General features: G+C 57.3%; 23 protein-coding genes and 1 tRNA gene. 11 read left to right on the forward strand and 13 right to left on the reverse strand.

All coding sequences use genetic code 11. The features are described 5' to 3' along the window. From zipA to WD429_RS08370, 3 genes are all read left to right on the forward strand, one after another. Window positions 1-579 (forward strand): cell division protein ZipA (gene zipA / locus WD429_RS08360; protein ID WP_368421716.1); only part of this gene is annotated, 579 nt, incomplete at its 5' end. Next, window positions 572-2,593 carry an NAD-dependent DNA ligase LigA gene (ligA, locus tag WD429_RS08365; RefSeq protein WP_368421717.1) on the forward strand — a complete coding sequence of 674 codons (2,022 nt, stop codon included), beginning with the start codon at window positions 572-574 and terminating at the stop codon, window positions 2,591-2,593. The genes zipA and ligA, both read left to right, overlap by 8 nt. A gap of 179 nt (window positions 2,594-2,772) precedes the next feature. After that, complete coding sequence (locus WD429_RS08370) at window positions 2,773-5,538, forward strand: hypothetical protein (RefSeq protein WP_368421718.1); 2,766 nt, start codon at window positions 2,773-2,775, stop codon at window positions 5,536-5,538. On the opposite strand, the gene WD429_RS08375 is transcribed toward WD429_RS08370, so the two are convergent. From WD429_RS08375 to flgA, 6 genes are all read right to left on the reverse strand, one after another. After that, complete coding sequence (locus WD429_RS08375) at window positions 5,535-6,170, reverse strand: CBS domain-containing protein (protein ID WP_368421719.1); 636 nt, start codon at window positions 6,168-6,170, stop codon at window positions 5,535-5,537. The two genes, WD429_RS08370 and WD429_RS08375, sit on opposite strands and share 4 nt — an antisense overlap. 70 nt (window positions 6,171-6,240) lie before the next feature. Then, window positions 6,241-7,995 (reverse strand): FAD-dependent 5-carboxymethylaminomethyl-2-thiouridine(34) oxidoreductase MnmC, encoded by a 1,755-nt coding sequence (gene mnmC, locus WD429_RS08380; RefSeq protein ID WP_368421720.1) that lies wholly within the window; start codon window positions 7,993-7,995, stop codon window positions 6,241-6,243. Continuing rightward, a complete protein-coding gene (locus tag WD429_RS08385) occupies window positions 7,995-8,591 on the reverse strand; it encodes a peptidylprolyl isomerase (RefSeq protein ID WP_368421721.1) in 597 nt (198 codons plus the stop codon). Before WD429_RS08385 ends, mnmC begins: the two co-directional genes overlap by 1 nt. 138 nt (window positions 8,592-8,729) lie before the next feature. Next, a complete protein-coding gene (locus WD429_RS08390) occupies window positions 8,730-9,200 on the reverse strand; it encodes a flagella synthesis protein FlgN (protein WP_368421722.1) in 471 nt (156 codons plus the stop codon). Between the two features lie 7 nt (window positions 9,201-9,207). Continuing rightward, window positions 9,208-9,528: a flagellar biosynthesis anti-sigma factor FlgM gene (flgM, locus tag WD429_RS08395; protein WP_368421723.1), complete on the reverse strand. Its 321-nt coding sequence runs from the start codon at window positions 9,526-9,528 to the stop codon at window positions 9,208-9,210. Window positions 9,529-9,723: 195 nt separating this feature from the next. Beyond that, window positions 9,724-10,425 (reverse strand): flagellar basal body P-ring formation chaperone FlgA, encoded by a 702-nt coding sequence (gene flgA, locus WD429_RS08400; RefSeq protein ID WP_368421724.1) that lies wholly within the window; start codon window positions 10,423-10,425, stop codon window positions 9,724-9,726. 188 nt (window positions 10,426-10,613) lie between these two features. Here flgA and WD429_RS08405 point away from each other — a divergent pair, with 188 nt between their 5' ends. Both WD429_RS08405 and WD429_RS08410 read left to right on the forward strand, forming a co-directional pair. Further along, window positions 10,614-11,543 (forward strand): chemotaxis protein CheV, encoded by a 930-nt coding sequence (locus tag WD429_RS08405; RefSeq protein ID WP_368421725.1) that lies wholly within the window; start codon window positions 10,614-10,616, stop codon window positions 11,541-11,543. A gap of 43 nt (window positions 11,544-11,586) precedes the next feature. Continuing rightward, entirely contained in the window at window positions 11,587-12,414 is an 828-nt protein-coding gene (locus tag WD429_RS08410) for a protein-glutamate O-methyltransferase CheR (protein ID WP_368421726.1), read from the forward strand. 31 nt (window positions 12,415-12,445) lie between these two features. Here the strand turns inward: WD429_RS08410 and WD429_RS08415 are convergent, their stop codons facing one another. Next, a complete protein-coding gene (locus WD429_RS08415) occupies window positions 12,446-12,976 on the reverse strand; it encodes an isochorismatase family protein (protein WP_368421727.1) in 531 nt (176 codons plus the stop codon). A 181-nt stretch (window positions 12,977-13,157) separates the two neighbouring features. Here WD429_RS08415 and WD429_RS08420 point away from each other — a divergent pair. Further along, window positions 13,158-13,248: transfer RNA gene (locus WD429_RS08420), tRNA-Ser, on the forward strand. Window positions 13,249-13,277: 29 nt separating this feature from the next. Here WD429_RS08420 and WD429_RS08425 read toward each other — a convergent pair. Further along, a complete protein-coding gene (locus WD429_RS08425) occupies window positions 13,278-13,556 on the reverse strand; it encodes an acylphosphatase (protein ID WP_368421728.1) in 279 nt (92 codons plus the stop codon). A 169-nt stretch (window positions 13,557-13,725) separates the two neighbouring features. On the opposite strand from WD429_RS08425, the gene WD429_RS08430 reads away from it, so the two are divergent. The 5 genes from WD429_RS08430 (at window position 13,726) to pgsA (ending at window position 17,577) form a co-directional block, all read left to right on the forward strand. Then, window positions 13,726-14,124: a DUF1330 domain-containing protein gene (locus tag WD429_RS08430; RefSeq protein WP_368421729.1), complete on the forward strand. Its 399-nt coding sequence runs from the start codon at window positions 13,726-13,728 to the stop codon at window positions 14,122-14,124. A 51-nt stretch (window positions 14,125-14,175) separates the two neighbouring features. Beyond that, complete coding sequence (locus tag WD429_RS08435) at window positions 14,176-14,427, forward strand: hypothetical protein (protein WP_368421730.1); 252 nt, start codon at window positions 14,176-14,178, stop codon at window positions 14,425-14,427. 103 nt (window positions 14,428-14,530) lie between these two features. Next, the gene (gene uvrY / locus WD429_RS08440) at window positions 14,531-15,193 is read left to right on the forward strand and encodes a UvrY/SirA/GacA family response regulator transcription factor (protein WP_368421731.1); all 663 of its coding nucleotides are present in this window, start codon (window positions 14,531-14,533) and stop codon (window positions 15,191-15,193) included. Next, window positions 15,177-17,015, forward strand: a complete 1,839-nt coding sequence (gene uvrC / locus WD429_RS08445; protein WP_368421732.1) for an excinuclease ABC subunit UvrC — start codon at window positions 15,177-15,179, stop codon at window positions 17,013-17,015. Before uvrY ends, uvrC begins: the two co-directional genes overlap by 17 nt. Before the next feature lie 7 nt (window positions 17,016-17,022). Further along, window positions 17,023-17,577 (forward strand): CDP-diacylglycerol--glycerol-3-phosphate 3-phosphatidyltransferase, encoded by a 555-nt coding sequence (pgsA, locus tag WD429_RS08450; RefSeq protein ID WP_368421733.1) that lies wholly within the window; start codon window positions 17,023-17,025, stop codon window positions 17,575-17,577. Here pgsA and WD429_RS08455 read toward each other — a convergent pair whose 3' ends face one another. The 5 genes from WD429_RS08455 to WD429_RS08475 form a co-directional block, all read right to left on the reverse strand. Further along, a complete protein-coding gene (locus WD429_RS08455) occupies window positions 17,578-18,183 on the reverse strand; it encodes an ABC-type transport auxiliary lipoprotein family protein (RefSeq protein ID WP_368421734.1) in 606 nt (201 codons plus the stop codon). Continuing rightward, window positions 18,180-19,118: an MlaD family protein gene (locus WD429_RS08460; protein ID WP_368421735.1), complete on the reverse strand. Its 939-nt coding sequence runs from the start codon at window positions 19,116-19,118 to the stop codon at window positions 18,180-18,182. Before WD429_RS08460 ends, WD429_RS08455 begins: the two co-directional genes overlap by 4 nt. Before the next feature lie 2 nt (window positions 19,119-19,120). Continuing rightward, on the reverse strand, window positions 19,121-19,909 hold the full coding sequence (locus WD429_RS08465) for an ABC transporter ATP-binding protein (RefSeq protein ID WP_368421736.1): 789 nt from the start codon (window positions 19,907-19,909) through the stop codon (window positions 19,121-19,123). 2 nt (window positions 19,910-19,911) lie between these two features. Beyond that, window positions 19,912-21,069, reverse strand: a complete 1,158-nt coding sequence (locus tag WD429_RS08470; protein WP_368421737.1) for an MlaE family ABC transporter permease — start codon at window positions 21,067-21,069, stop codon at window positions 19,912-19,914. Next, window positions 21,045-21,236 (reverse strand): hypothetical protein (locus WD429_RS08475; RefSeq protein ID WP_368421738.1); only part of this gene is annotated, 192 nt, incomplete at its 5' end. The genes WD429_RS08475 and WD429_RS08470, both read right to left, overlap by 25 nt.

Here is a 21,236-nt window from a genome sequence, read left to right on the forward strand (position 1 = left end):
CAGCCAGAGCCATCCGGTCGCCCCGGAGCGAAGGCGTCGGCACCACCGTTGGTCACCAGTGAAGTTGAGGAAGATACCGCGCGGCGGGAAAGTGCTCCCAAAGGCACCGGGCAACCGCTCGCGGGTGCTAATCGCCCCGAAGCGCGGGAAGTGATCGTGATCAATGTGTTGGCTCGCAAGGGTGAAGATTTCAAGGGTACGGCCCTGAAAGACCTGTTTGAAGCCTGCGGGCTCGAACAGGGCGATATGGACATCTACCATCGCCACGAACAGTCAGACACCAGCAGCCCAGTGCAGTTCAGTGTGGCCAGTGCGGTGGAACCCGGCACCTTTCGCCCCCAGGATATGCCCAAGCTGTCAACGCCGGGCATCAGCTTTTTCATGAGTCTGCCGGGGCCGTCCAATGCGCTTCAGGCGTTCGAGTTTATGGTGGAAACCGCGCAATGTGTGGTGCGCAATCTGGGCGGTGAACTCAAAGACGAACGCCGCAGCGTGATGACGCCTCAAACGGTTGAACATTGCCGGCAGCGCATCCGGGAATTCGACCGTAAGCAGCGGTCGAAACGGCCCCATGAGTAAAACAGACCGATCCGCAGCCGAGCGGATTCAGGAATTACGACAGGTCATCGACGATCACAACTACCGGTACTACGTTCTTGATGAGCCGCAAGTGCCGGACGCGGAATATGACCGGCTATTCCGGGAACTGCAGGACCTGGAGACCAGCCACCCAGACCTGGTTACCGATGAATCACCGACCCGTCGGGTAGGGGCCTACGCCGAAACCAGTTTTGCGGAAGTGATTCACCGCATTCCCATGCTGTCGCTGGACAACGCCTTCAGTGAAGACGAGTTGCGCGACTTTGATCGCCGCATACACGATCGCCTGAAAGCGGACGATCCTGTTGAGTACGTGTGCGAGCCGAAGCTCGATGGGCTGGCGGTCAGCCTACACTACGAACAGGGTGTACTGACCCGCGCCGCAACCCGTGGCGACGGCTATGCCGGAGAGGACATCACCGCCAATATCCGCACCATACCGTCAGTTCCACTGAAGCTCCGTGGTGAGGATGTGCCCGACCTGGTCGAGGTGCGGGGGGAGGTGTACATGCTCCGTGCCGGCTTTGAAAAACTGAATCAGACCCTCGCCAATAAAGGCGATAAAACCTTCGTAAACCCGCGCAACGCCGCTGCCGGAAGCCTCAGGCAGAAAAAGCCGACAGTGACCGCTCGCCGGCCGCTGGAAATGTGTGCCTACAGCGTCGCGCTCACCGACGACACCCAACTGCCCGATACCCACTGGGATTGCCTTCAGCAGGTGCAAGAGTGGGGGTTCCGGATTAACCCTGAAATGCGCAAGGCCGGGGGGGTCGATGCCTGCCTCCAGGCGTATCAGGATCTGATGGAGAAACGTGGGGAGCTGCCCTACGAGATAGACGGTATTGTTTTCAAGGTAAACCGGCTCGAGTTGCAGCAGGCGCTCGGGTTCGTGTCGCGGGCTCCGCGCTGGGCCATCGCGCACAAGTTCCCGGCGCAGGAAGAATTGACAGTTGTCGAAGACGTGGAGTTTCAGGTGGGTCGCACCGGCGCGGTGACTCCGGTGGCGCGTCTTAAGCCCGTTTTTGTCGGCGGCGTCACAGTCAGCAATGCCACTTTGCACAATATGGATGAGATTCACCGGCTGGATGTGCGCATTGGCGATACCGTGTTCATCCGCCGGGCCGGCGATGTGATTCCTCAGGTCATCAAAGTGGTGCTCGAAAAGCGCCCGGGCAATGCCCGGGAAATTCTGCTTCCGAACACCTGCCCGGTGTGCGATTCCGATGTGGTGCAGATTGAGGGCGAAGTCGCGGCGCGTTGTTCCGGCGGCCTGTTCTGCCCAGCCCAACGCAAAGAAGCCATTCGTCATTATGGCTCTCGTAAGGCTCTGGATATCGAAGGCCTCGGGGATAAGTGGATCGATATTCTGGTGGACCGGGAAATGGTGCACACCGTGGCCGACCTGTATCGCCTGACCCGAGAGGATCTGATCGGGCTTGAGCGCATGGGGGACAAGTCTGCGAGCAACCTGATTGCCGCGATTGATAAGTCTCGGCGTCCAGTACTCTGGCGCTTCATTTATGCGCTGGGGATCCGTGAAGTGGGTGAAGCAACCGCCAAGGCGCTGGCAAGCAATTTCGGAACATTGGAAGCCATCGCAGAGGCCGATGAAGAGACCCTTCAGCAAGTGCCGGATGTCGGGCCCATAGTCGCTGGCCATATTCGCAGTTTTTTTGAGCAGCCCCACAATCAGGAAACCCTGGAAGCTCTCCGCCTGGAAGGTGTTGAGTGGCAAGCCGAAGAAATCACAGCCGCCGCCAGACCTTTAAAAGATGAGACCTGGGTGCTTACCGGGGCGCTCTCCAGTATGACCCGGGATGAGGCAAAAGCACGGCTGGAACAGCTTGGTGCCAAAGTGGCTGGCAGCGTTTCCAAAAAAACAAGCTGCGTGGTCGCCGGCGAAGCGGCCGGGTCAAAACTGACCAAAGCGGAATCCCTCGGCGTTCGGGTTTTGGACGACGCCGGCTTTAAAGCGTTTCTCGAATCCCACTGAGGATTGCCAATCGGGCCGGGTAGCGGTGGTAGCTTAGCCGGCCTGCGAATCTGAGAACTCGCGCAGATCCCCCCATGGATAAATTGATTACCATGGCGTTGTTCTGTAACGGTGTGTAAAGCCCTCCCTATCAGTTGCTTGCTCACCAATAATAACAACGCTTTGAAACGGACTTTTCCATGCGCGCCGATTCGCTACCACGTATTGCTTCCCGATACGGTTTTTACAGTCTGCTGGTTGTAGTCGCCCTGACCGCTTCCGGATGCAAGACCGACACCGGGCCAGATGATCCGACGGTTCTCGGTGATCCCCCTTCTGAGGCCTATCTCGGCGTTGAATATTATTACAACTTCGGTGCCTATGGCGGGGAAGACCTTCTGGACTTCTCACTGACCAATGCGCCGTCGTGGCTGGGACTGGAAGGCACCAGCAACAAGGCCCGGCCGGGCATTATCATGCGGGGTGTTCCGGGCCTGAGTGGCGGCGGCCGTGGTGATGCCGACCTGGGCCAGAGTGAAAACATCAACCTGCTGACAACCGATGGCAGTAGTGCCGGGGTTCTGTCGTTCGATATTGAAGTGGAGCGTAATCCACTGTCACTCGATGCTGACGATTTTGCCGAAGGCAAGGCGTCGGACGATCCGGAATCCGGTGATAACCGTTGTGAAGCCCCCACACTGAATGCCGAAGGGGAACATACCTACGAAGCCAACGAATTCGCGGAAGACGGCACGGTCAGCGGTACCGAAACGCGAACATCACAGACCACCCCGGTGCTGGTGAAAGTGTTGCTGGAGCAGCCGTCGGTTACGCGCATCGCCGTTGCCTTTGAGCTGTCTTCGGACTTTGATCCGAATGGCTGTGATCAAGGCTTTACTCCTGAGCACCAGCGGTGTGAAGAGGGCGATTCCAATCGCGACGACGCGATCATTGGCCGGGATATCGTTGCGTTCGGCAGTAACAGTGAGCAGTGGTTGGGGGTGCCAGACTACCTGGAGTATCAGGAGGACGAGGACGGAGTCGTCTCCCAGGGCGTCGTGACCCTTGAGCCGGGTATCACCGAATGTTACATCCGCCTGGAAGTGGTGGATGACACCATCCCGGAGCCTTCAGAATCGCTCCGCATAACGCTGACGGAGATCCGTAGTGGTCTTGCGGCCCTCGGGCCTTCCGATACCGAGGTCCGTGCCACCCTGGTTATCGACGACAATGAACCGGTTGTCCGGCTTGAAACTCTCGAGGGCCGCCAGCGCGATGCCGTGAGCGTTGGCGAAGCCCGGGAATTTGTCGCCGTTTTGAGCGGAGATCGTGGCCGCCAGACCATTCTTGCCCGCCTGGCTGACGGCGAGGACTCTGTGGCAAAGGAAGGGGATTACGTCATCGAGACCCCGGTCGGTGAGGATAACTGGGAAGAGAACAGCACACTGGCGTTCCCCGAGGGAACCAACCGAGTACGCTTTCGCGTCGCGATTCCCGACGACTACACCAACCCTGAGCTGGACGACCGCTTCCTGCTGCTCGAACCGGATCAACAGTTCCAGGCTGGGCGTGAGAATTATGCCGGCACCGCAGCGGATGGGGATCTGAGGGTCAACATCAATGAACTCGTGACGCCCCTGGTGCTGAATGACGGCGATGGTTTTGTTGCCACCGACATCTCGCTGGGGCATGAGGGCCGGTTGTTTGTTGCGGGTTATGACGGGCAGGCCAATGATCAGGTGTTGGTGAGGATCTTTGACCAGAAAGGCAACTTGCTGCAGGAAGTTGCCGTGTCTGACAGCGCTGTAGAATTGCAGAACCCGGACCCGGTGATCGATTTTGTTCAGCGGGAGGAAACCGAGGGCAGCAACCGGGTGGATCGTTTCGAGTTTGCGGTCGCCTACACCGCCACCGAAGAAATCCCGGACCAGACGTCCAACGGCGGCGAGGACGTGGTGGCAGGGCTGTACTGGTTTGACGAGGCCCAGCCTGCGGGAAACGAATACGTTGAAGTCTGGACACTCCGCACCGGCACGTCCGGGGATGACATTCCCCGCTGGGTGGGTGTCAACAGTGACAGTGGCGCGGTGATTGTGGCCGGTGAAACCTCCGGCAGCTGGCCGGGCACCACGCGTGGCGGTGAATCTGACAGCTTCCTTCAAAGGATAGACACAACACGGGATGCCAATGACAGGGTGCCGGAGATTGCGTGGACACGCCAGGTAGGTTCAAGTGAAAATGACTCGGTAGTGTCTGGTAGCACGAGCAGTGCCAGCCCCTACCTGTTTGGACGCACAACCGGAGCTATTGGTGGCAATGCCCAGCTTGGAGGTGACGATGCTTTCTTCTACAACGCCTCCAGCGCGGACAGCACCCTGACCGTTTATCAACGCGGTACCGACAGCGACGAAACTGTTACCGACGGCCTGTTTGCTTTTAGCAATATCTGGCTCTTGGGTAACAGCAACCAGCGTTATTCGGTCGGCCGGAAGGATGACGAAGATAATACGCTGGAGTCTGACTCGCTGACCCACAAGAGCGGCTTCCTACTGGGCTATTCGTTTTCCGGGAAGATTAACAAAGCGTTTTCCTTTGGTAGTGATGATCGCAACCACCCGGATACGTTCACGTCTTTACTGGCCTTTGACGATGGTCTGGTGGCCGGCGGGTGGAGCCAGGGGGCCTTTGCGCAGGCGTCCGAGAACAGCGGCACCACACAACCAGTTCTGGGGCGGCTGGACCCGGCGAAGAACATCGAGGCAGAGGACGACGAGGACGGTGAAAGCAGAGAGATCGAGATTGTCAGTGAACTATGGCGTGTCCAGGCGGATATGGGCGGTGCGGAAATTCGCGCTCTGGCCAACTACCGGGATGATGAAATCGTGACGCTGGTGCGGGACGAAGTTGGCGGGAACGAGGAGTGGACAATCCTTCTGTTTTCCGCCGAGGGCTCCCAGCTAAACTAGACCGACCCCTGTTGGCGGCCCGCGTTGGCGTACAACTTGAGATAGTCGGTGCTGGTGACCACGCCCGTGGGTTGGCCTTTCTTGTCGATCACCAACGCGGCGTTCAGCTGATGGGCGAGCATTAAGCGGGCAAGCTGGTGGGCGTCTGTTTCCGGAGACGCGGTCAGGAAAGCCGGAAGCTCGATGTGGGTCATGCTCTGGCTTTCCGGGTTGGCTTTATGGGCGTGCAGCCAGCTTAACAGCCAGCGCAGGTCAATCAGCCCGGCGACATTGTCCTGCGCGGTGATCACCAGATGATGCACGCCATGTTCATCCATTGTGGACAGTGCCTCTGCAATGGTCGAAATCGCCGGTAATGAGTAAAGCGCCGGCGTGCACAGGGTGGAAACTGGCAAATAGCTGCGTTCTTCCCTGGGTTCTACCGAGGCAGTCGCGCCATACTCTTCCAACGCCCGTTGATGGCTTGAGGAATAGCCGGCTTGCTGATACTCGGCGTCTGTCACATCACTGTGCCCGGTGTTGATTCGTTGCGACTCGCTCATTTCAGTCACATCACCCACCCGCCGACCCCGGAATATTTCCGGTAGCCGCGTGCCGACAGGTCTGCCGGGCTCACTGACAAAAATAGCCATCGATTGACTCCAGAATCTGATCGTCCTTCAGAGGGTATCGGCAGCAAATCCGCCTTCTTCAGTTTAATTATCAATCCGTGCTGGTGAGTGCGGGTTTGAAACACCGGCCGGGCTGAACCCGCCGCACCAGTGACGCCGGCAGACAGGCTGGCTCGTCCGTGAGGATGTCTGCAAGATACTCGGCAAGCAATGGCGCGTAGGTTAGCCCCTTGCTTCCCAGCCCGGTCAGCAGGAACAGGTTGTTGAGGCTGGAATTGGCTATGTCAGGCAGCTCGCCGGCCACGGGCTGGTAATCGTAGGTTGTGCAGCGGAAACAGACCCGCCCGTTCAGCGTGTTCGGGTGGCTTTCGTGCTCATCGGGCCTGCGCCAGATAGCAGGAACCATGGCATTGAGCTCTTTCACGTTTTCCTGGTGGCTTTGCAGGCTTACATCGGGTGAGTCGTCATGCAGGTCAAAGGTGGCCCCTGTCACTGCCAAGCCGTTGCAGACTGGGTTGATGTAGCGCAGGCCGCACACCACCGCTGACGGCGAATTCACCAGGTTGTCAGGAAGGTGGCTGACCTGGCCGCGAATGGTTTTGAAGCGGAAATGCCCGTGTTCTCCGGCAATGGGGATCAGGGTCGGCGTCTGATGGCCACCACAGAGGACGACCCGGTCCGCTTCTATCGATCGCTGCTCTGCCACTATTTGCCAGCTTTCACCGGACTGGCTGAGGCGGTCCACCCGGGTGGAATACAGGGTGGTGATCCGCGGATGCCGAGTCAGGGTGTGACACAGAGCAGAAGGCTGCAGCCAGCCGCAGCGTGAAAACCACAGGCCGCCGTGTTCAACACGGATGCCGACCAGCCGGCTTGCGGTGGCTGCATCCACTGGCTCCACGATTTCATGCGGGTACCGGGTTCGCTGCACAAAGCGCTGCTGTCGGTTACGTTCTTTTTCCTCACTGGCGACTTGCAACAGACCCGTCGGATGCCAGGCGTCACCCTGGAACCGACCGTAGAATCGCTGGCTGAACAGCAAGGCCGATAGCGCTAACTGGGTCTGGGCGTTGAATTCAATGCCGAGCTTGGCGTAGAGCGCGCCCTGAAGATTCCCCGATGCCCCGGCTGCCGGGCCGTCAGCGCTGTCAATGAGCGTGACCTGAACGCCTCGTTCCGCGAGGTTCCTTGCAAGCAGGCAGCCTGCGACACCGGCACCGATGATCGTAACGGAGGCCGGTTGGGCGGGAACTGACTGAGCCGGGCAGGGGGCAGTTGATGGGGGCAGCTCCCCCCGGAGCGTGCCCCCTGTGGCACCCAAGCTGGCAAGGGACCAGGCATCGGCCTTGAACGTCAGCTCCCTCCGGGCATCAAGCACCTCGCCAAAATAGAGCGTCAGCCGGACTCGACCCTCATCAAGAAGAATACGGTGAGCGCCGGAGACCAGGGGAGGGTAGTGTGCAAGTAACTGTTCGGCGAGCTCGGAAAGCTCGGGCCAGACCGCTAACGCGCGTTGGAGGTCGTTACGAGTCAGCGGATGAGGCTCCACGGAGACGAAATGCATTCGGCTGTTGTTGTTCCGGCTGTTGTTACGCCACGTCTGCCAGGCCGCCAGGAAGTTCAGCCCGGTGCCAAAACCGGTTTCGCCAATAACGAAAGACGCATCCTCAGCGAGCGCGGCGAAGCGCTCGGGCAGGCGGTTGGGCCGGATAAAGACAGAGCGGGACTCATCCAGCCCGTTCTCCCGGCTAAAATACACCTCGCCGAAGGCCTTTGATTCGGGAACCCCGTCGCGCCAGACAAGGTCGGCAGGTTCAACAGCAGGGGCGTTATTTCGGCGAGTCATCAATCGGCGGTCTGGCCGTTGGGTTCAATAATGCGCATGCGCTCGACGATGACGGGTTGCTGCGGAACATCGCCCATGCCACCGGAGTAACCGGTCGGTTTGGCCGCGATGGCGTCCACCACGCCCATCCCTGATGTGACCTGGCCGAACACCGCGTAGCCCCATTTCTTCGGGTTATCTGTGGTGTCGAGGTAGCTGTTATCAACCAGGTTGATGAAAAACTGGGACGTTGCGGAGTGGGGCTGGCTAGTCCTGGCCATGGCGATGCTGCCGCGGAGATTCTTCAGGGTGGAGCTGCCCTCGTTGGGGATGGATGCGCTGGTGTCCTTGCGTTCAAGATCCCGGTCAAATCCGCCGGTCTGAATCATGAAGCCGGCAATAACCCGGTGAAAAACGGTCCCGTCATAGAAACCATTGCGGACGTAGTCAAGAAAGTTTTCAACGGTCTCAGGGGCAACATCGGGCCTGAGGCGCAATTCGATAACACCTTCGGTGGTTTCCATGCGCACCTGCGGCAGTTCCCTGTTGGATTCATCCGCACTCGCTGGCTGGATGGCAATGAGCGACACCAGCAGTAACAGGAAGACCTGAATCACAGAAACCCACCGTTTTACGGTATTTGTCATTTGAATCGGGTGCACCGTGTTAGCTCCATGGGTAATCCCTGCAATACTGCAGTGGGGTAAAGGGTCAGTCGGGATGTTAGCAGAAATCACGCCGATAACGCGGATTGTTCAGGCGCTAGCAAGGATCGTGCGGTCCGATGCGCCGGTCTGCTCTCCGTGGGCCCCGTACAGTTTTTGCTGGCGGCTGGCACCCCGAAAGATATCGGTCAGCCTGGAGAGGCGTTTTTGCAGGTGGCTGATAACGCGACCATTGTTGCGGTTCAGCTCCTGGCAGAAGGTCAGGCGTTCGTTGGCTTCCGCCCACAGCCCGGACAGTTCGGCCAACCCGGCGCTGCGAATAAACCGTGAAGCCGCACCGCTTTCAGGGCGATAGCCCATGGCAACGAGCTGGTGAATCTTCTGCTTGGCCCGGCCACGGATCTGATCCAGGAGGGTGTTTTTATCCGCAGTCAGGGTTTGAAGCGCGTGCATGTCTGAGGAGGCAAGGCAGGATTTTTCCTGCTCCAGAATATCCGCCAGGGTATGGAGCTGGCGGATATCCTCGGAAAGAAGGTCTTTCAGTTCATCAATTGCGGCCATGATTTACTCACCCGAATATGCTTTCATCCATATCAAGCATTTTCTGGGCCAGTTTCTCAGCATCAATTTTGTAGGAACCGTCGGCAAGCGCCGTGCGGATCTGTTCAATTCTGTCATCGTCCATTTCAGGGTAATCACCCAGTTTTTGCTCAAGCTGCTTCAGGTTTTTGGCCTGATTGCTCAGATTCACGTTGTCTCCGCGGGGACTCTGGGCCTTGGCCTGTTCGGGGGCCGCGGACTGGCTGGGCTGCGTTGCCGCAGACTTGTCGCCCGTGGTTTTCTGGGTGTTGACCTGGCCGGGGCCAATTCCATTTAAGTCAACTGACATAACGATACCTGCTTACCTGGTTAACTGTACAACGACAGTGTTCGCGAATTTTATACCTGTATAACGGCGGGCGGGCTAAAAGCTTTAGCAATTTTTTACAGACCAATAATGACAAATCTGTCAGATTTCTTTATTGGCCGGCAATGCATTGCCGGGTGCGGTAAAAGCGCGCCGCCGTGTTGCCGATTTCGACGGTTACATCGGTATTTCCACTTGCCCGGGCGCGGTGACCCGCGCTTTGACGGTGCGTGATGAGGACAGATTTTCAATCAGTACCTGATCCCCCACGGCAGCGTCGGCCATGGCCTTGCCACGGGAATTGACGGCAAAGCTGCCCCTGCGCGCGGTAATAATAACATGGTCGCCCCGGGCCACCGCTGCCGGTGCTGTTAACAGGTTGGGGGTCATCATGGTGCCGGCGTTGATGCCACGGCGCATTTCCATGCCGATCAACTGCTCGGGGTCTGTGATCACCCCGCGACGAGTGGCATTGACGGTTACCGATTCCGCTTTGATCATACCCCCGGTTATCCGTTCGCCCCGGGTCAGGGCGCGAGCGGCAACCATACCATCACCCGTAATGGTCACCGAGGCACCGAGGAACATCCGCCAGGGTCGCTCACCGCTGCACGACACCTCCAGTGTCGGCTGGGTGGTTTTCCAGGGGTCGCCACTGAAACTGACGGCCAGCGGCGTGTTACACGCGGCAAGGGCGAGACGGCTGTCGAGCGGGCCGGTTTTGTGGGAGACCTCAAAGCCACGATCTGCCTGCTGGCTGGCGAAATCATCGAGAAACAACCCCGCTGCGTGCTCGATCTGTGCAGCCGTGGATTCCGCCCCCTGCAGGAGCGGGGAGCCGGTCATGAGTAATGTAGCAACTAAAATCGTGGTGCGCATACGCAGCCGTTTATCCTATGCTGTCGGTAACGAGGCGAAAATCCCCGGAGCGCCTAAAGATTCCGGGATTCAGCCGTTAACCGTGTTTAGCGAGTCAAAAAGTCGGCGGAAAATAGTATTTCTGCCAATACTTGCAGTAAAAAGCAAAATGTGTGCCGGCATAAGCGGGCAGATTCGGGAGAGGCGTAATGGCAGGGGTACTCGATAATGTTAATCAGCGAACTCAGTTGGTCGGGCAGAACCGGCTGGAGTTGTTGCTGTTTCGTCTTCGTGGTCGTCAGATGTATGGCATCAATGTGTTCAAGGTCAAAGAGGTCTTGCAGTGCCCGAAACTGTCATCGATTCCTAACAGCCGGAGCATGGTGCGTGGCGTCGCGCATATAAGAGGGGAAACGATTCCCATCATCGACCTTGCCATGTCGATCCGGCTTCCCGGCATAACTCAGGAAGAGCTGGCTACCAGCTTTGTCATTATCGCTGAATACAACCGGAAAACTCAGGGCTTCCTGGTGGCCGGGGTGGACCGGATCGTTAATATGAACTGGGAAGATATCCTGCCGCCGCCCAAAGGCGCAGGCAATGAATTGTATCTGACAGCCGTCACAAATATTGACGACAAGCTGGTTGAAATCATCGATGTAGAAAAGATTCTTGCAGAAGTTTCTCCGCTTAGAGATGATGTCACCGACGAGCTTCGTGCCAAAAGTGCCGAACGTGCGCCTGGGCATCTCCCAGTGCTGGTGGTGGATGACTCCTCGGTGGCCCGGCGGCAGATTGAGCGTTGCCTGAGTGCGATCGGGATGGAGGTTGTCACAAAAGAGGATGGCAAGCAGGCGCTGGACTACCTGAAAGAGATTACCAGCGACGGCTCAACGGCGAATGATCACCTGTCATTGATCATTTCCGATGTGGAAATGCCGGAGATGGACGGCTATACACTGGTTACCCGTTGCAAAAGCGATCCCGCTCTTCGGGACACCTATATCATGCTGCATACGTCTCTTAGCGGCGTGTTCAACACCGCGATGGTGAAGAAGGTGGGGGCCGATGAATTTATGGCGAAGTTCAGTGCCGACGAGCTGGTCGAGAAAGTGATGGAGATTATCGACAGGGAGTGAGCTACCTCGCTATGATCCATGATCCACCTAATGAAGAGACTCGATGAAAGCGGACATTACGCCACAGGAATACGAAGCTTTTCAGAGGTTCCTGCAGGATGCGTGTGGCATTCTGCTTGGTGACAACAAGCAGTACCTGGTAAAAAGTCGCCTGCGTCGCATTCTGGAGGAAAACCAGCTTGCCACCCTCGGAGAACTCCTGGACCGCCTCAGGCGCTCCGGTCGCAGCAATCTCAGGGAAGTGGTGATTGATGCCATGACCACCAATGAGACCTTGTGGTTTCGTGACAACCATCCGTTTCGTATTCTTCAGGAAAAACTCCTGCCCGAGTTTTCCGAACGCAAATCACTGCAGCCGTTGAAAGTTTGGTCTGCCGCCAGTTCTACCGGGCAGGAACCCTACTCGGTGGCAATGATTACTGAGGAATTCCGGCGTCAACGCCCCGGGAAATTGCGGGATGTAAAGATTACCGCCACGGATATTTCAAAGAGTGTTCTGGAAGTGGCCCGCCGGGGCGAGTATGAGATGATCGCCATTGGTCGCGGGTTGTCCCCGGAACGGCAAAAGCAGTTTTTCACCCCATCCCCCAGTGGCGGCTGGCAGATCCGGCCTCAGATCAAAAGTATGGTTGAGTTCAAGGAGTTGAACCTGCTTGAGCGATACATGCTGGGGAAGTTTGACATCGTGATGTGCCGGAACGTGTTGATTTACTTCTCAGCCGAACTGAAAAAAGACATCCTGACGCGCATTCACGCCACGTTGAACCCTGGAGGCTACCTGATCCTCGGGGCCTCGGAATCCCTGAACGGCTTGCCTCACCTGTATGAGATGGTTCAATGCCACCCGGGTATTATTTACCGGAAAAAGTAATTCCTGCACATTCTGATCTGGACGGCCACCATCACTTGATCAGATGCTGAATGTCCCGAAACCGAGGGTGTCGGCAATGACGCAACCACTCAAAGGCCACCATCTCAGTGGTGACGACCTTGGCCCCGCTCTGGTGGAGGCGATCCAGCGCCACATCACGGTCGAATTCGTTGCGGGAACCGGTTGCATCCGCCACGACCCAGACCTTGTAGCCGGCATCCAGCAAGCTCAGGGCAGTCTGCATCATGCAGACATGCGTCTCGCATCCGCCAATGACAATGTGCTGACGACCTTCCGGCAAGACATCCACCAAACCGTCAGGGCAGGCGTCGAAATGGTATTTACTAAAGGTCTGATTGCACAGCTCCCGAACTTCCGCGACATTCGGGCCCAGTTTTTCAGGTAATTGTTCGGTACCAACAACCGGAACCTCAAGCAGTCCGGCCATGGTCGCCAGTGTGAGGCATTGGTGAATCACCTCCCCGCCATGACTGATCGAGGGCATAAGTTTTTCTTGCAGGTCGACCAATAAGAGAATGGACTGTTCTGCTTTCATTAACATGGGGGAGAGCCTCTGAAGAATTACATGTTGATGATACCGGGCTGGCGGATCATCGTCATGGTTTTGCTTATAGCGGACTATTTTTTACGGTTTTTCGCATTGGGAGTTGCCAAACAACTGAAAATTCATTAAAGTTTGCGCCCTCAAATCACTGACAACGTCGCTGATTTGAAACGTTTTTGGAGAGGTGGCCGAGTGGCTGAAGGCGCACGCCTGGAAAGTGTGTAAACGTTAATAGCGTTTCGAGGGTTCGAATCCCTCCCTCTCCGCCAATACAAGACCCCAGCAATGCTGGGGTTTTTTATTGGGTCAGGAAATCTCTGAATTCCTCGTTCTCTGCATCGTCCTCCGACACGGTAATGCCTGTTACCTCAGCAGCCGATGGTCCCTTGGCGCACCAGATCCTGAACGCCTGCAAATTCTCGACCGCTCCTTGGGCCACCACCTCGACTCGGCCGTCGGGCAAGTTGCGAGCGTAACCGGTCACGCCCAGCTGTTTGGCAATCTGCTGGGTGGACGCCCGGTAGCTGACCCCCTGAACCTTTCCTGAAATCAGCATGGTCCATCGTTTTTGTGGCATGAATTTTCCCTTAACGGTATGGGGTCTTATAAGCTTAGATTACTCTAGCTTCACCGGCAGACTGAAATAAATTGGTTGAATCCGATGACGCCGCGCCGTGCTAAGGTATAGTTACAAGATATTACGATACCGATCAGACAGCTCAGAGCCTGACCAATCAAGGAAACTCATGGAAACCGTTAATCCCACTCCGGAACAGCTCCAGAAAGTCCTCGCGGATACCCCGAAAGATCACCCGGTTGTCATGCTGAACCTGCTCCGGTTCCGGGAGCGTGCGCAGTATAAAGATGAAACGGCTGACCGTTCAGGTCGGGAAGCCTACTCCCTCTACATGAAAGAAGCGGCGGCCTGTGTTCGTGCCGTCGGGGCGGAGGTGATCTGGTCAGGTCGTTCCGTGGGTGCCCTTATTGCCCCTCCCGATGAATCCTGGGATCAGGTGCTGCTCGTCAGATACCCGTCGATCAACGCCTTCATGGCCATGATCGAGAGCCCGGACTACAAAGGTGTGGTGCGGCACAGGACTGCTGCGGTGGAGGATTCGCGGCTGGTTGCCAATCTTGAGAGTTAAGGCCAGACCTGCCAGTAACTCGTTAACTTGTCATGGTTTTTTTGAGGGCGCATGAACGAAGAATACAGCCAAGAGGCCCAGCCTGATCCACGGGAAGAGAAGTTTGTCGTCGACAGCGGGCTGCTCTCGGATGACCAGCTTGACGGGCTTGTGGATGAGTACTGCACGCGATACCACGGCCTGAACGATACCGAGCAACCGATGGCAGAGCGCAGTCGGGTGATGGCGGCGGTCAAACGTGGTGATCTGGTGGTTTGGTTTGATCCTGTGGAGAACACCGCCGGGCTGGGCCTGCGCGCTTGAGTGCGGATTTAGTTTGGATGAATCCGGGCAGATACCTACCCCGGGGTCGTCATAGACGATACAATCGCTCTGTTTTTACCAGAAGCCGTGTGCGAGGTGAGTTTTGATCAGGGTATTGGTTGTTGATGACCATGAGCTGGTGCGTTCGGGCATAACCCGGATGCTGGCGGATAACCCCGACATTGACGTCATCGGACAAGCCCCCTCCGGTGAAGAGGCTATCGAGTTTGTTCGCAAGCAATCACCAGACATTGTCCTCATGGATATTCGCATGCCGGGCATTGGCGGCCTCGAGGCTACCCGTCGAATCCTGAGAATCGACGACGCGATACGGGTGATTGTGGTGACCGCCTGTGCCGACGACCCCTACCCAGCCCGGGTCATGCAAAGCGGTGCCTCCGCCTATATCACCAAGGGTGCCGATATCAAAGAGATGGTCCGGGCCATCCGTATGGCCCATTCCGGCCAACGCTACATCAGTCCTGAAATCGCTCAGAAAATGGCGCTGAAGCAGCTGGGGGGCGATCTCAATGGCGAGGATGGCGATCTGTCGATGTTTGATCGCTTGTCCGAGCGGGAAATGCAGATTGCCATGATGGTGGTTGATTGTCAGAAAGTTCAGGACATCTCAGACAAACTCTGCCTCAGCCCCAAAACCGTCAATAGTTACCGTTATCGAATATTCGAGAAACTGGATATTTCCAGTGACGTTGAGCTTGCGTTGATGGCGGTACGGCTCGGGTTGCTCGATGCCGACAAGGTCTGATTTCCATTCCCGAAGCTTCCTCAAGCAACTGACTGAACGGCCCGGCGTGTACCGCATGTACGACGAGGGTGGGTCGGTGCTGTATGTCGGGAAAGCCCGGAATCTCAAGAAGCGGGTAGGGAGTTACTTCCGGCAATCCGGCCTGGCACCGAAAACCGAAGCCCTGGTTGCGAAAATTGCGTCCATTGAGGTGACGATTACCGGCAGCGAAACCGAGGCGTTGCTGCTGGAACAGAATCTGATCAAGTCCCTGAGGCCTCCCTACAACATCCTGCTTCGGGATGATAAATCCTATCCCTACATTTACCTGTCTTCGCACTCGGATTATCCATCGCTGACCTTTCGCCGTGGGCGAACAAAAAAGGGCGGTGGCACCTGGTTCGGTCCGTTTCCGAGCTCGGGCGCCGTCAAGGAAAGCCTTAATGTTCTCCAGAAGGTATTCCGTATAAGATCTTGTAGTGAAAGCTATTTTCGAAACAGAACGCGACCGTGCCTGCAGTACCAGATTAATCGTTGCACAGCGCCCTGTGTTGGGTACATAAGTCCTGAGGAGTATCAGCAGGACATCCGTCACGCGTCCATGTTTCTGGAGGGAAAAAACCCCGTCATTATCCACGACCTGATGGCGGCCATGGAGACTGCCTCCAACAATCTGGAATTTGAGAAAGCGGCCGGATACCGGGACCAGATCAACCATCTTCGCCATGTGCAGGAACAGCAGTCTGTGGACGGAGAGGGCGGCGATGCGGATGTGATCGCCATCGCGCAGGATGCGGGTGTGGTGTGCGTGGTGGTGATTATTGTCCGTGGGGGCCGGGTACTGGGCACGAAAGATTATTTCCCCCGTTTTTCCATCGAACAATCGGAGGGTGAGCTGTTAAGCGCCTTCCTCGGCCAGTACTATTTCGGCGGCAGCGCGCGGCGGGAAATTCCCCAGGACATTCTGGTGCCGGTGGATGTTGAAGGCCAGGAAATACTGGCACAGGCGCTGAGCGAATCTGCAGGGCGAGACACCCGGGTTCGCCGGAACGTGCGGGGAGAGCGCCGCAAATGGCTGGAACTGGCGATGACGAACGCGCGGCAAACATTGCTCAGCCACCTGGCAAGCAAGGAAACGGTTTACCGCCGTTTGCTGGCTCTTCGGGACCTGTTGGAGCTGGCAGAAACGCCCGAACGGATGGAATGCTTCGACATCAGCCATAGCCATGGTGAAAACACGGTCGCATCCTGTGTGGTTTTCGATGAGAATGGTCCACTGAAAAGCGATTACCGGCTCTATAATATTGAAGGTGTCACTGCGGGAGACGATTACGCCGCCATGCGCCAGGTGTTGACCCGCCGATACAAACGCATGGTAGCGGGCGAGGGTAAGCGCCCGGACCTGGTATTCATCGACGGTGGTAAGGGGCAGTTGAACATTGCCCGGGAAGTGTTTGATGAACTTGGGGTTTTCGATATTCCATTAATCGGCGTTGCCAAGGGCGTTACCCGTCGCGCCGGCATGGAGCAACTGATCGATGCGATGACAGGTGATGTGTACCGTGCGCCGGCGGACTCGCCCGCGTTACACCTGATTCAGCATATTAGGGATGAATCCCACCGTTTTGCGATTACCGGTCATCGCGCCAGGCGGGACAAAAAACGGCGGCAATCCACCCTCGAAGGCATTGAGGGTGTGGGGCCGAAACGGCGGCGGGATCTGATTCGCTATTTCGGCGGCATACAGGAACTACGCAAAGCCAGTATTGACGAGATGACCAAGGTGCAGGGCATCAGTAAATCACTGGCTGAAAATATATACGCAGCGTTGCACGACGAGTAAGGACAGCATGAATTTACCCAACATACTGACGCTATCCCGCATAGTCATGATTCCGGTCTTTGTGGGAATTTTCTATCTTCCGGTGCAATGGAGCTATCTGGTCAGCGCTGCGATTTTCGCGCTGGCGGGTGCCACAGACTGGCTGGATGGTTATCTCGCCAGAAAGTTGAACCAGAGCACGCCATTCGGTGCCTTCCTTGACCCTGTCGCAGATAAACTGATGGTGGCTGTGGCGCTGACCGTGCTGATTGAAGAGCACGCCAGCCTGATTCTCACTATCCCGGCCACCGTCATTATCGGCCGTGAAATTGTCATCTCGGCGTTGCGGGAATGGATGGCAGAGATCGGCAGCCGGGCAAGTGTCGCAGTGTCCTATATTGGCAAGATCAAAACCACCGCTCAGATGGTGTCCATCATCATGCTATTGGCCTTTCCGCCGGGCGTCCTGTGGGCCTGGGTGGGCACCGCGCTACTGTACCTCGCCGCCGGCCTGACGTTCTGGTCGATGATTCTGTACCTAAAAGCTGCGTGGCCAGACCTGTTCCCGAAACACCCCTCCTGATCAGTCGAGGCAGTCAGCGAGCCAGTGCTGCATCTGTTGCAGCAAATCGGCACTGGCGTCACCAAAGGCGGTGACGACGGCACTGATTTCGCCATCAGCCGCAGGGCTGGTGGCCTGGAAATTGCCGGTGCAGAGCGTTTTCCGCGTTTGGTTATCCAGCAACTGTCCGTACAGGTTGATCACAACGCGATCCCCGTCGGCATCGGTTTCGCTGTGAAAGCCGTAAAGGTCACTGGTCAGTGTCAGATCGCTGGTGGAAGGGCTGGTCTCATTGACGACGCCGGCAAAACGCCCATCCTGTCTTAACGCACCAATCATCACTTCACGGATCAATACCGGTGCCGTATCTCGCCAGCGCACGCCGCCGTATACCTGATATTCAGTGGGGCTGGGCTTGGTCAGGATTCCGGAGCTGTCAAAGGGATCGGCAGCGTAGGGTGTGTCTACCCTGAGCGTTTTATCGATCCGCTGGTCCGTGGTGCCAGTCGTATCGAGCAAGGGAATGTCCATCACTCTGGGCGGCTCTCGGTCAGGAAAAACGGTGCAGCCGGTCATCATTGCTATTATCAGGGCCAGGGCGGCCATCGTGTGGGTCCTGACAGTCATTGCGGTGCCTCCTGAATCGTGCCGCGATCCCAGATTACGCTGGCGGGGTTGTCCTCCAGACGGCGTGTGAAATGGTTAAGGTTGCGGAGGGTGCTGCGCAGTTCCCGAAGTGCCGGAGTGAGTTCACCCAGCCCTTGTAGCCCCTCGTTGAGAGACCCCTCATTATTGGCGGTCAGTAATTCTATTCGGGTGGCCGTGGTCTGGATCGACGCGATGGCGGTATTGAGCGCGGTGAACGTTTCCTGCCCCTGATTTTTCAAGAAGCGGTCGGCGTTATCGGCAAATCCGGTCACTTCGGCCGCGGCCTGTTCGGCGCGAACGCTGGCCGCATTCATCCTCTCCATCAACCGCTCAATGTCACCGCCATGAGCCATCAGCGCCTCAGTTGCGACCCGGGTATTGTGGAGGATGGCAGTCAGGTTTTCGCTGTTTTGCTCGGAGAACAGCGTGTTGGCATTGGTCATCAGGCGATCGGCTTTGCTCACCAGAGCTTCCCCGTTATCGAGAATAGAGTTAAGCACCGAGGGCTCCGCCATGATCAGCGGCGGGTTTTCGCGGTTGCCCTCAATAACCGGGCTATCCGCAGTACCGCCCTGGAAACGAATGCTCATACTGCCGGTGATATTGGCAAGCACCAGCCCGGCACGGGCGTCCTCGCGGATCTTGACATTTTCATCCACGCGGATCAGGGCCCGCACATGGCTGGGGTCTTCGGGGTCCAGGTAAAGATCGACAACATCGCCGACTTCCACCCCGCTGTACTGAACCGGGTTGCCTTCGGACAGACCGCTGACGGCATGATCGAAGCCGATTTCATACCACGCCCAATCCCGGTCGGTAGCGGATTTTCCAAGCCAGAGTGCAAACACCAGCGCCGCAGCCGTGACCACGATGGTAAACAGACCGATAATAATGTGGTGGGCCCTGGGCTCCATGGTTACTGCTCCTGCTTTAGGGCTGAGGCCGAGTAGGCGGCAGCACGGCCGCGCGGCCCGTGAAAATAGTCCTGTATCCAGCCGTCGTCGGTGCTCCCGACTGCGTCCAGAGTATCAGCGACCAGGACCTTTTTCTGTGACAGCACCGCAACCCGGTCGCACGTTGTGTAGAGGGTGTCCAGGTCGTGGGTGACCATGAAAACGGTGAGATCGAGGGCATCCCGGAGCGTTTTGATTAAACGGTCGAAAGCGGCAGCGCCAATGGGATCAAGGCCGGCGGTTGGCTCGTCGAGAAACAGGATTTCAGGGTCGAGTGCCAGGGCTCTGGCCAGTGCCGCGCGCTTAACCATACCGCCAGACAGCTCCGTCGGGTACTGCAATGAGGCCTCCGAAGGTAGTCCAGCCAGGGCCAGTTTCATGTGCGCAAGGTGCTCTGCCTCGCTCCGTTTGAGCCCGGCGTGTTCCATCAAGGGCACTGCGATATTTTCCAGGAGGTTGAGAGAGGTAAACAGCGCGCCCCCCTGAAACAGTACCCCGAACCGCTGCTCGGTTTGAGACCGTTGGCGGGGTGCAAGCGCCCGCAGGTCCTCGCCGAACACCCGTATATGACCGGCAGTGGGCTCGTGCAGGCCAACAATGCTGCGAAGCAGTACCGACTTGCCAGAGCCGGAGCCACCAACCACCCCGAGAATTTCCCCCCTGCGGATATCCAGATTCAGGTCTTCATGGACAAGGTGGGGGCCGAAACGATTGGTCAGCCTCTGAACCTCAACGAGTACCTGGCGGTGCATGCTTACCATCCCATTTCCATGAAAAATAACGCAGCGACAGAATCCAACAAAATCACCATGAATATAGACTGAACCACGCTGGATGTGGTGTGCTCACCAACAGATTGGGCGCTGCCGCTGACTTTGAAGCCCTCAAGGCAACCAATGACGGCAATCAGAAAGGCAAACACCGGTGCTTTCGCAAGCCCTACCAGCAGGTGTTTGAGACCAATATCCCGCTCGACAATGGCGATGAACTGGGTGGGTGAAATGTCTAGCACCAGCGCGCATACCGCGGCACCGCCGATCATTCCGGACATCATTCCCACGAACGTCAGAATCGGCAGGCTGACCATCATCGCCAACACCCGGGGCAGCACCAGTAGTTCGATAGGGTTCATGCCAAGGGTGCGGATGGCATCAAGCTCTTCATTCACCTTCATGGCACCGATGTGAGCCGTAAAGGAGCTCGCGGTTCGGCCTGCGAGCAGAATCGCCGCCAGCAGCACACCAAACTCCCGCAGAAACGAGAACGCCACCAGGTTGACGGTATAAATGGTGGCACCGAAGTCACTGAGCACCGTTGCGCCCAGAAAAGCCACCACCGCGCCAACAAGAAACGTGAGCAGCGCCACGATGGGCAGGGCATTGAGCCCGGTGTCCTGAACAGCGGCGACAAACGAGGTAACTCGCCAACGCGACGGGCGGGGCAGGTTGAAGGCCAGTGCGGCGAGTGTCTGACCGATAAAGCCCAAAAGCAGCCGGAGCAGCTCGAACAGTGCCTCGGTGCGCTGGCCCGCAGCGGCCAGAAAAGCCACAAACGGGTTGGTTGCCGGGCGCTTGGGATCGTTCCGGTTGCTCATGGCACTGGCGACGGCCAGTAGCAAGGCGCGTTTTTCTCCGGGCAAATCTGTGCCGTTTGCCCGTTCTGCCAGCACCTGCGCCCCAAGCAGTTCCACCAGCAGGGCCGCACCCGCGGTATCGACCCGGCCAAGCTCAGAAATATCGGTGCTGTCGTGAAGGTTGTCGGGAAGGCCGTCGACGACGGCCCTGAGTTCGGAATAACCGCTGAGCAACCAGTCTCCACGTATGCTGAGGCGATTGGCATGGGTGACAACCTCCCCCCGGCTGGGCGGGGGAGGGGTGGCTGCGGTGTCTATCTGATCCGGTGACTGCGCCATGCTGCTCCTTGCTGTTGTCTAAATATTACCCATAAAAAGCTGATAAAACAAAAAGTTGAAAAAAGAGGTTGACGCATTCGGCCGAATCCGTAGAATACGCCCTCGTTGACCAAGCGGGAATAGCTCAGTTGGTAGAGCGCAACCTTGCCAAGGTTGAGGTCGCGAGT

It is taken from the genome of Marinobacter sp. (assembly GCF_040904845.1).
Classification (GTDB): Bacteria; Pseudomonadota; Gammaproteobacteria; order Pseudomonadales; family Oleiphilaceae; genus Marinobacter.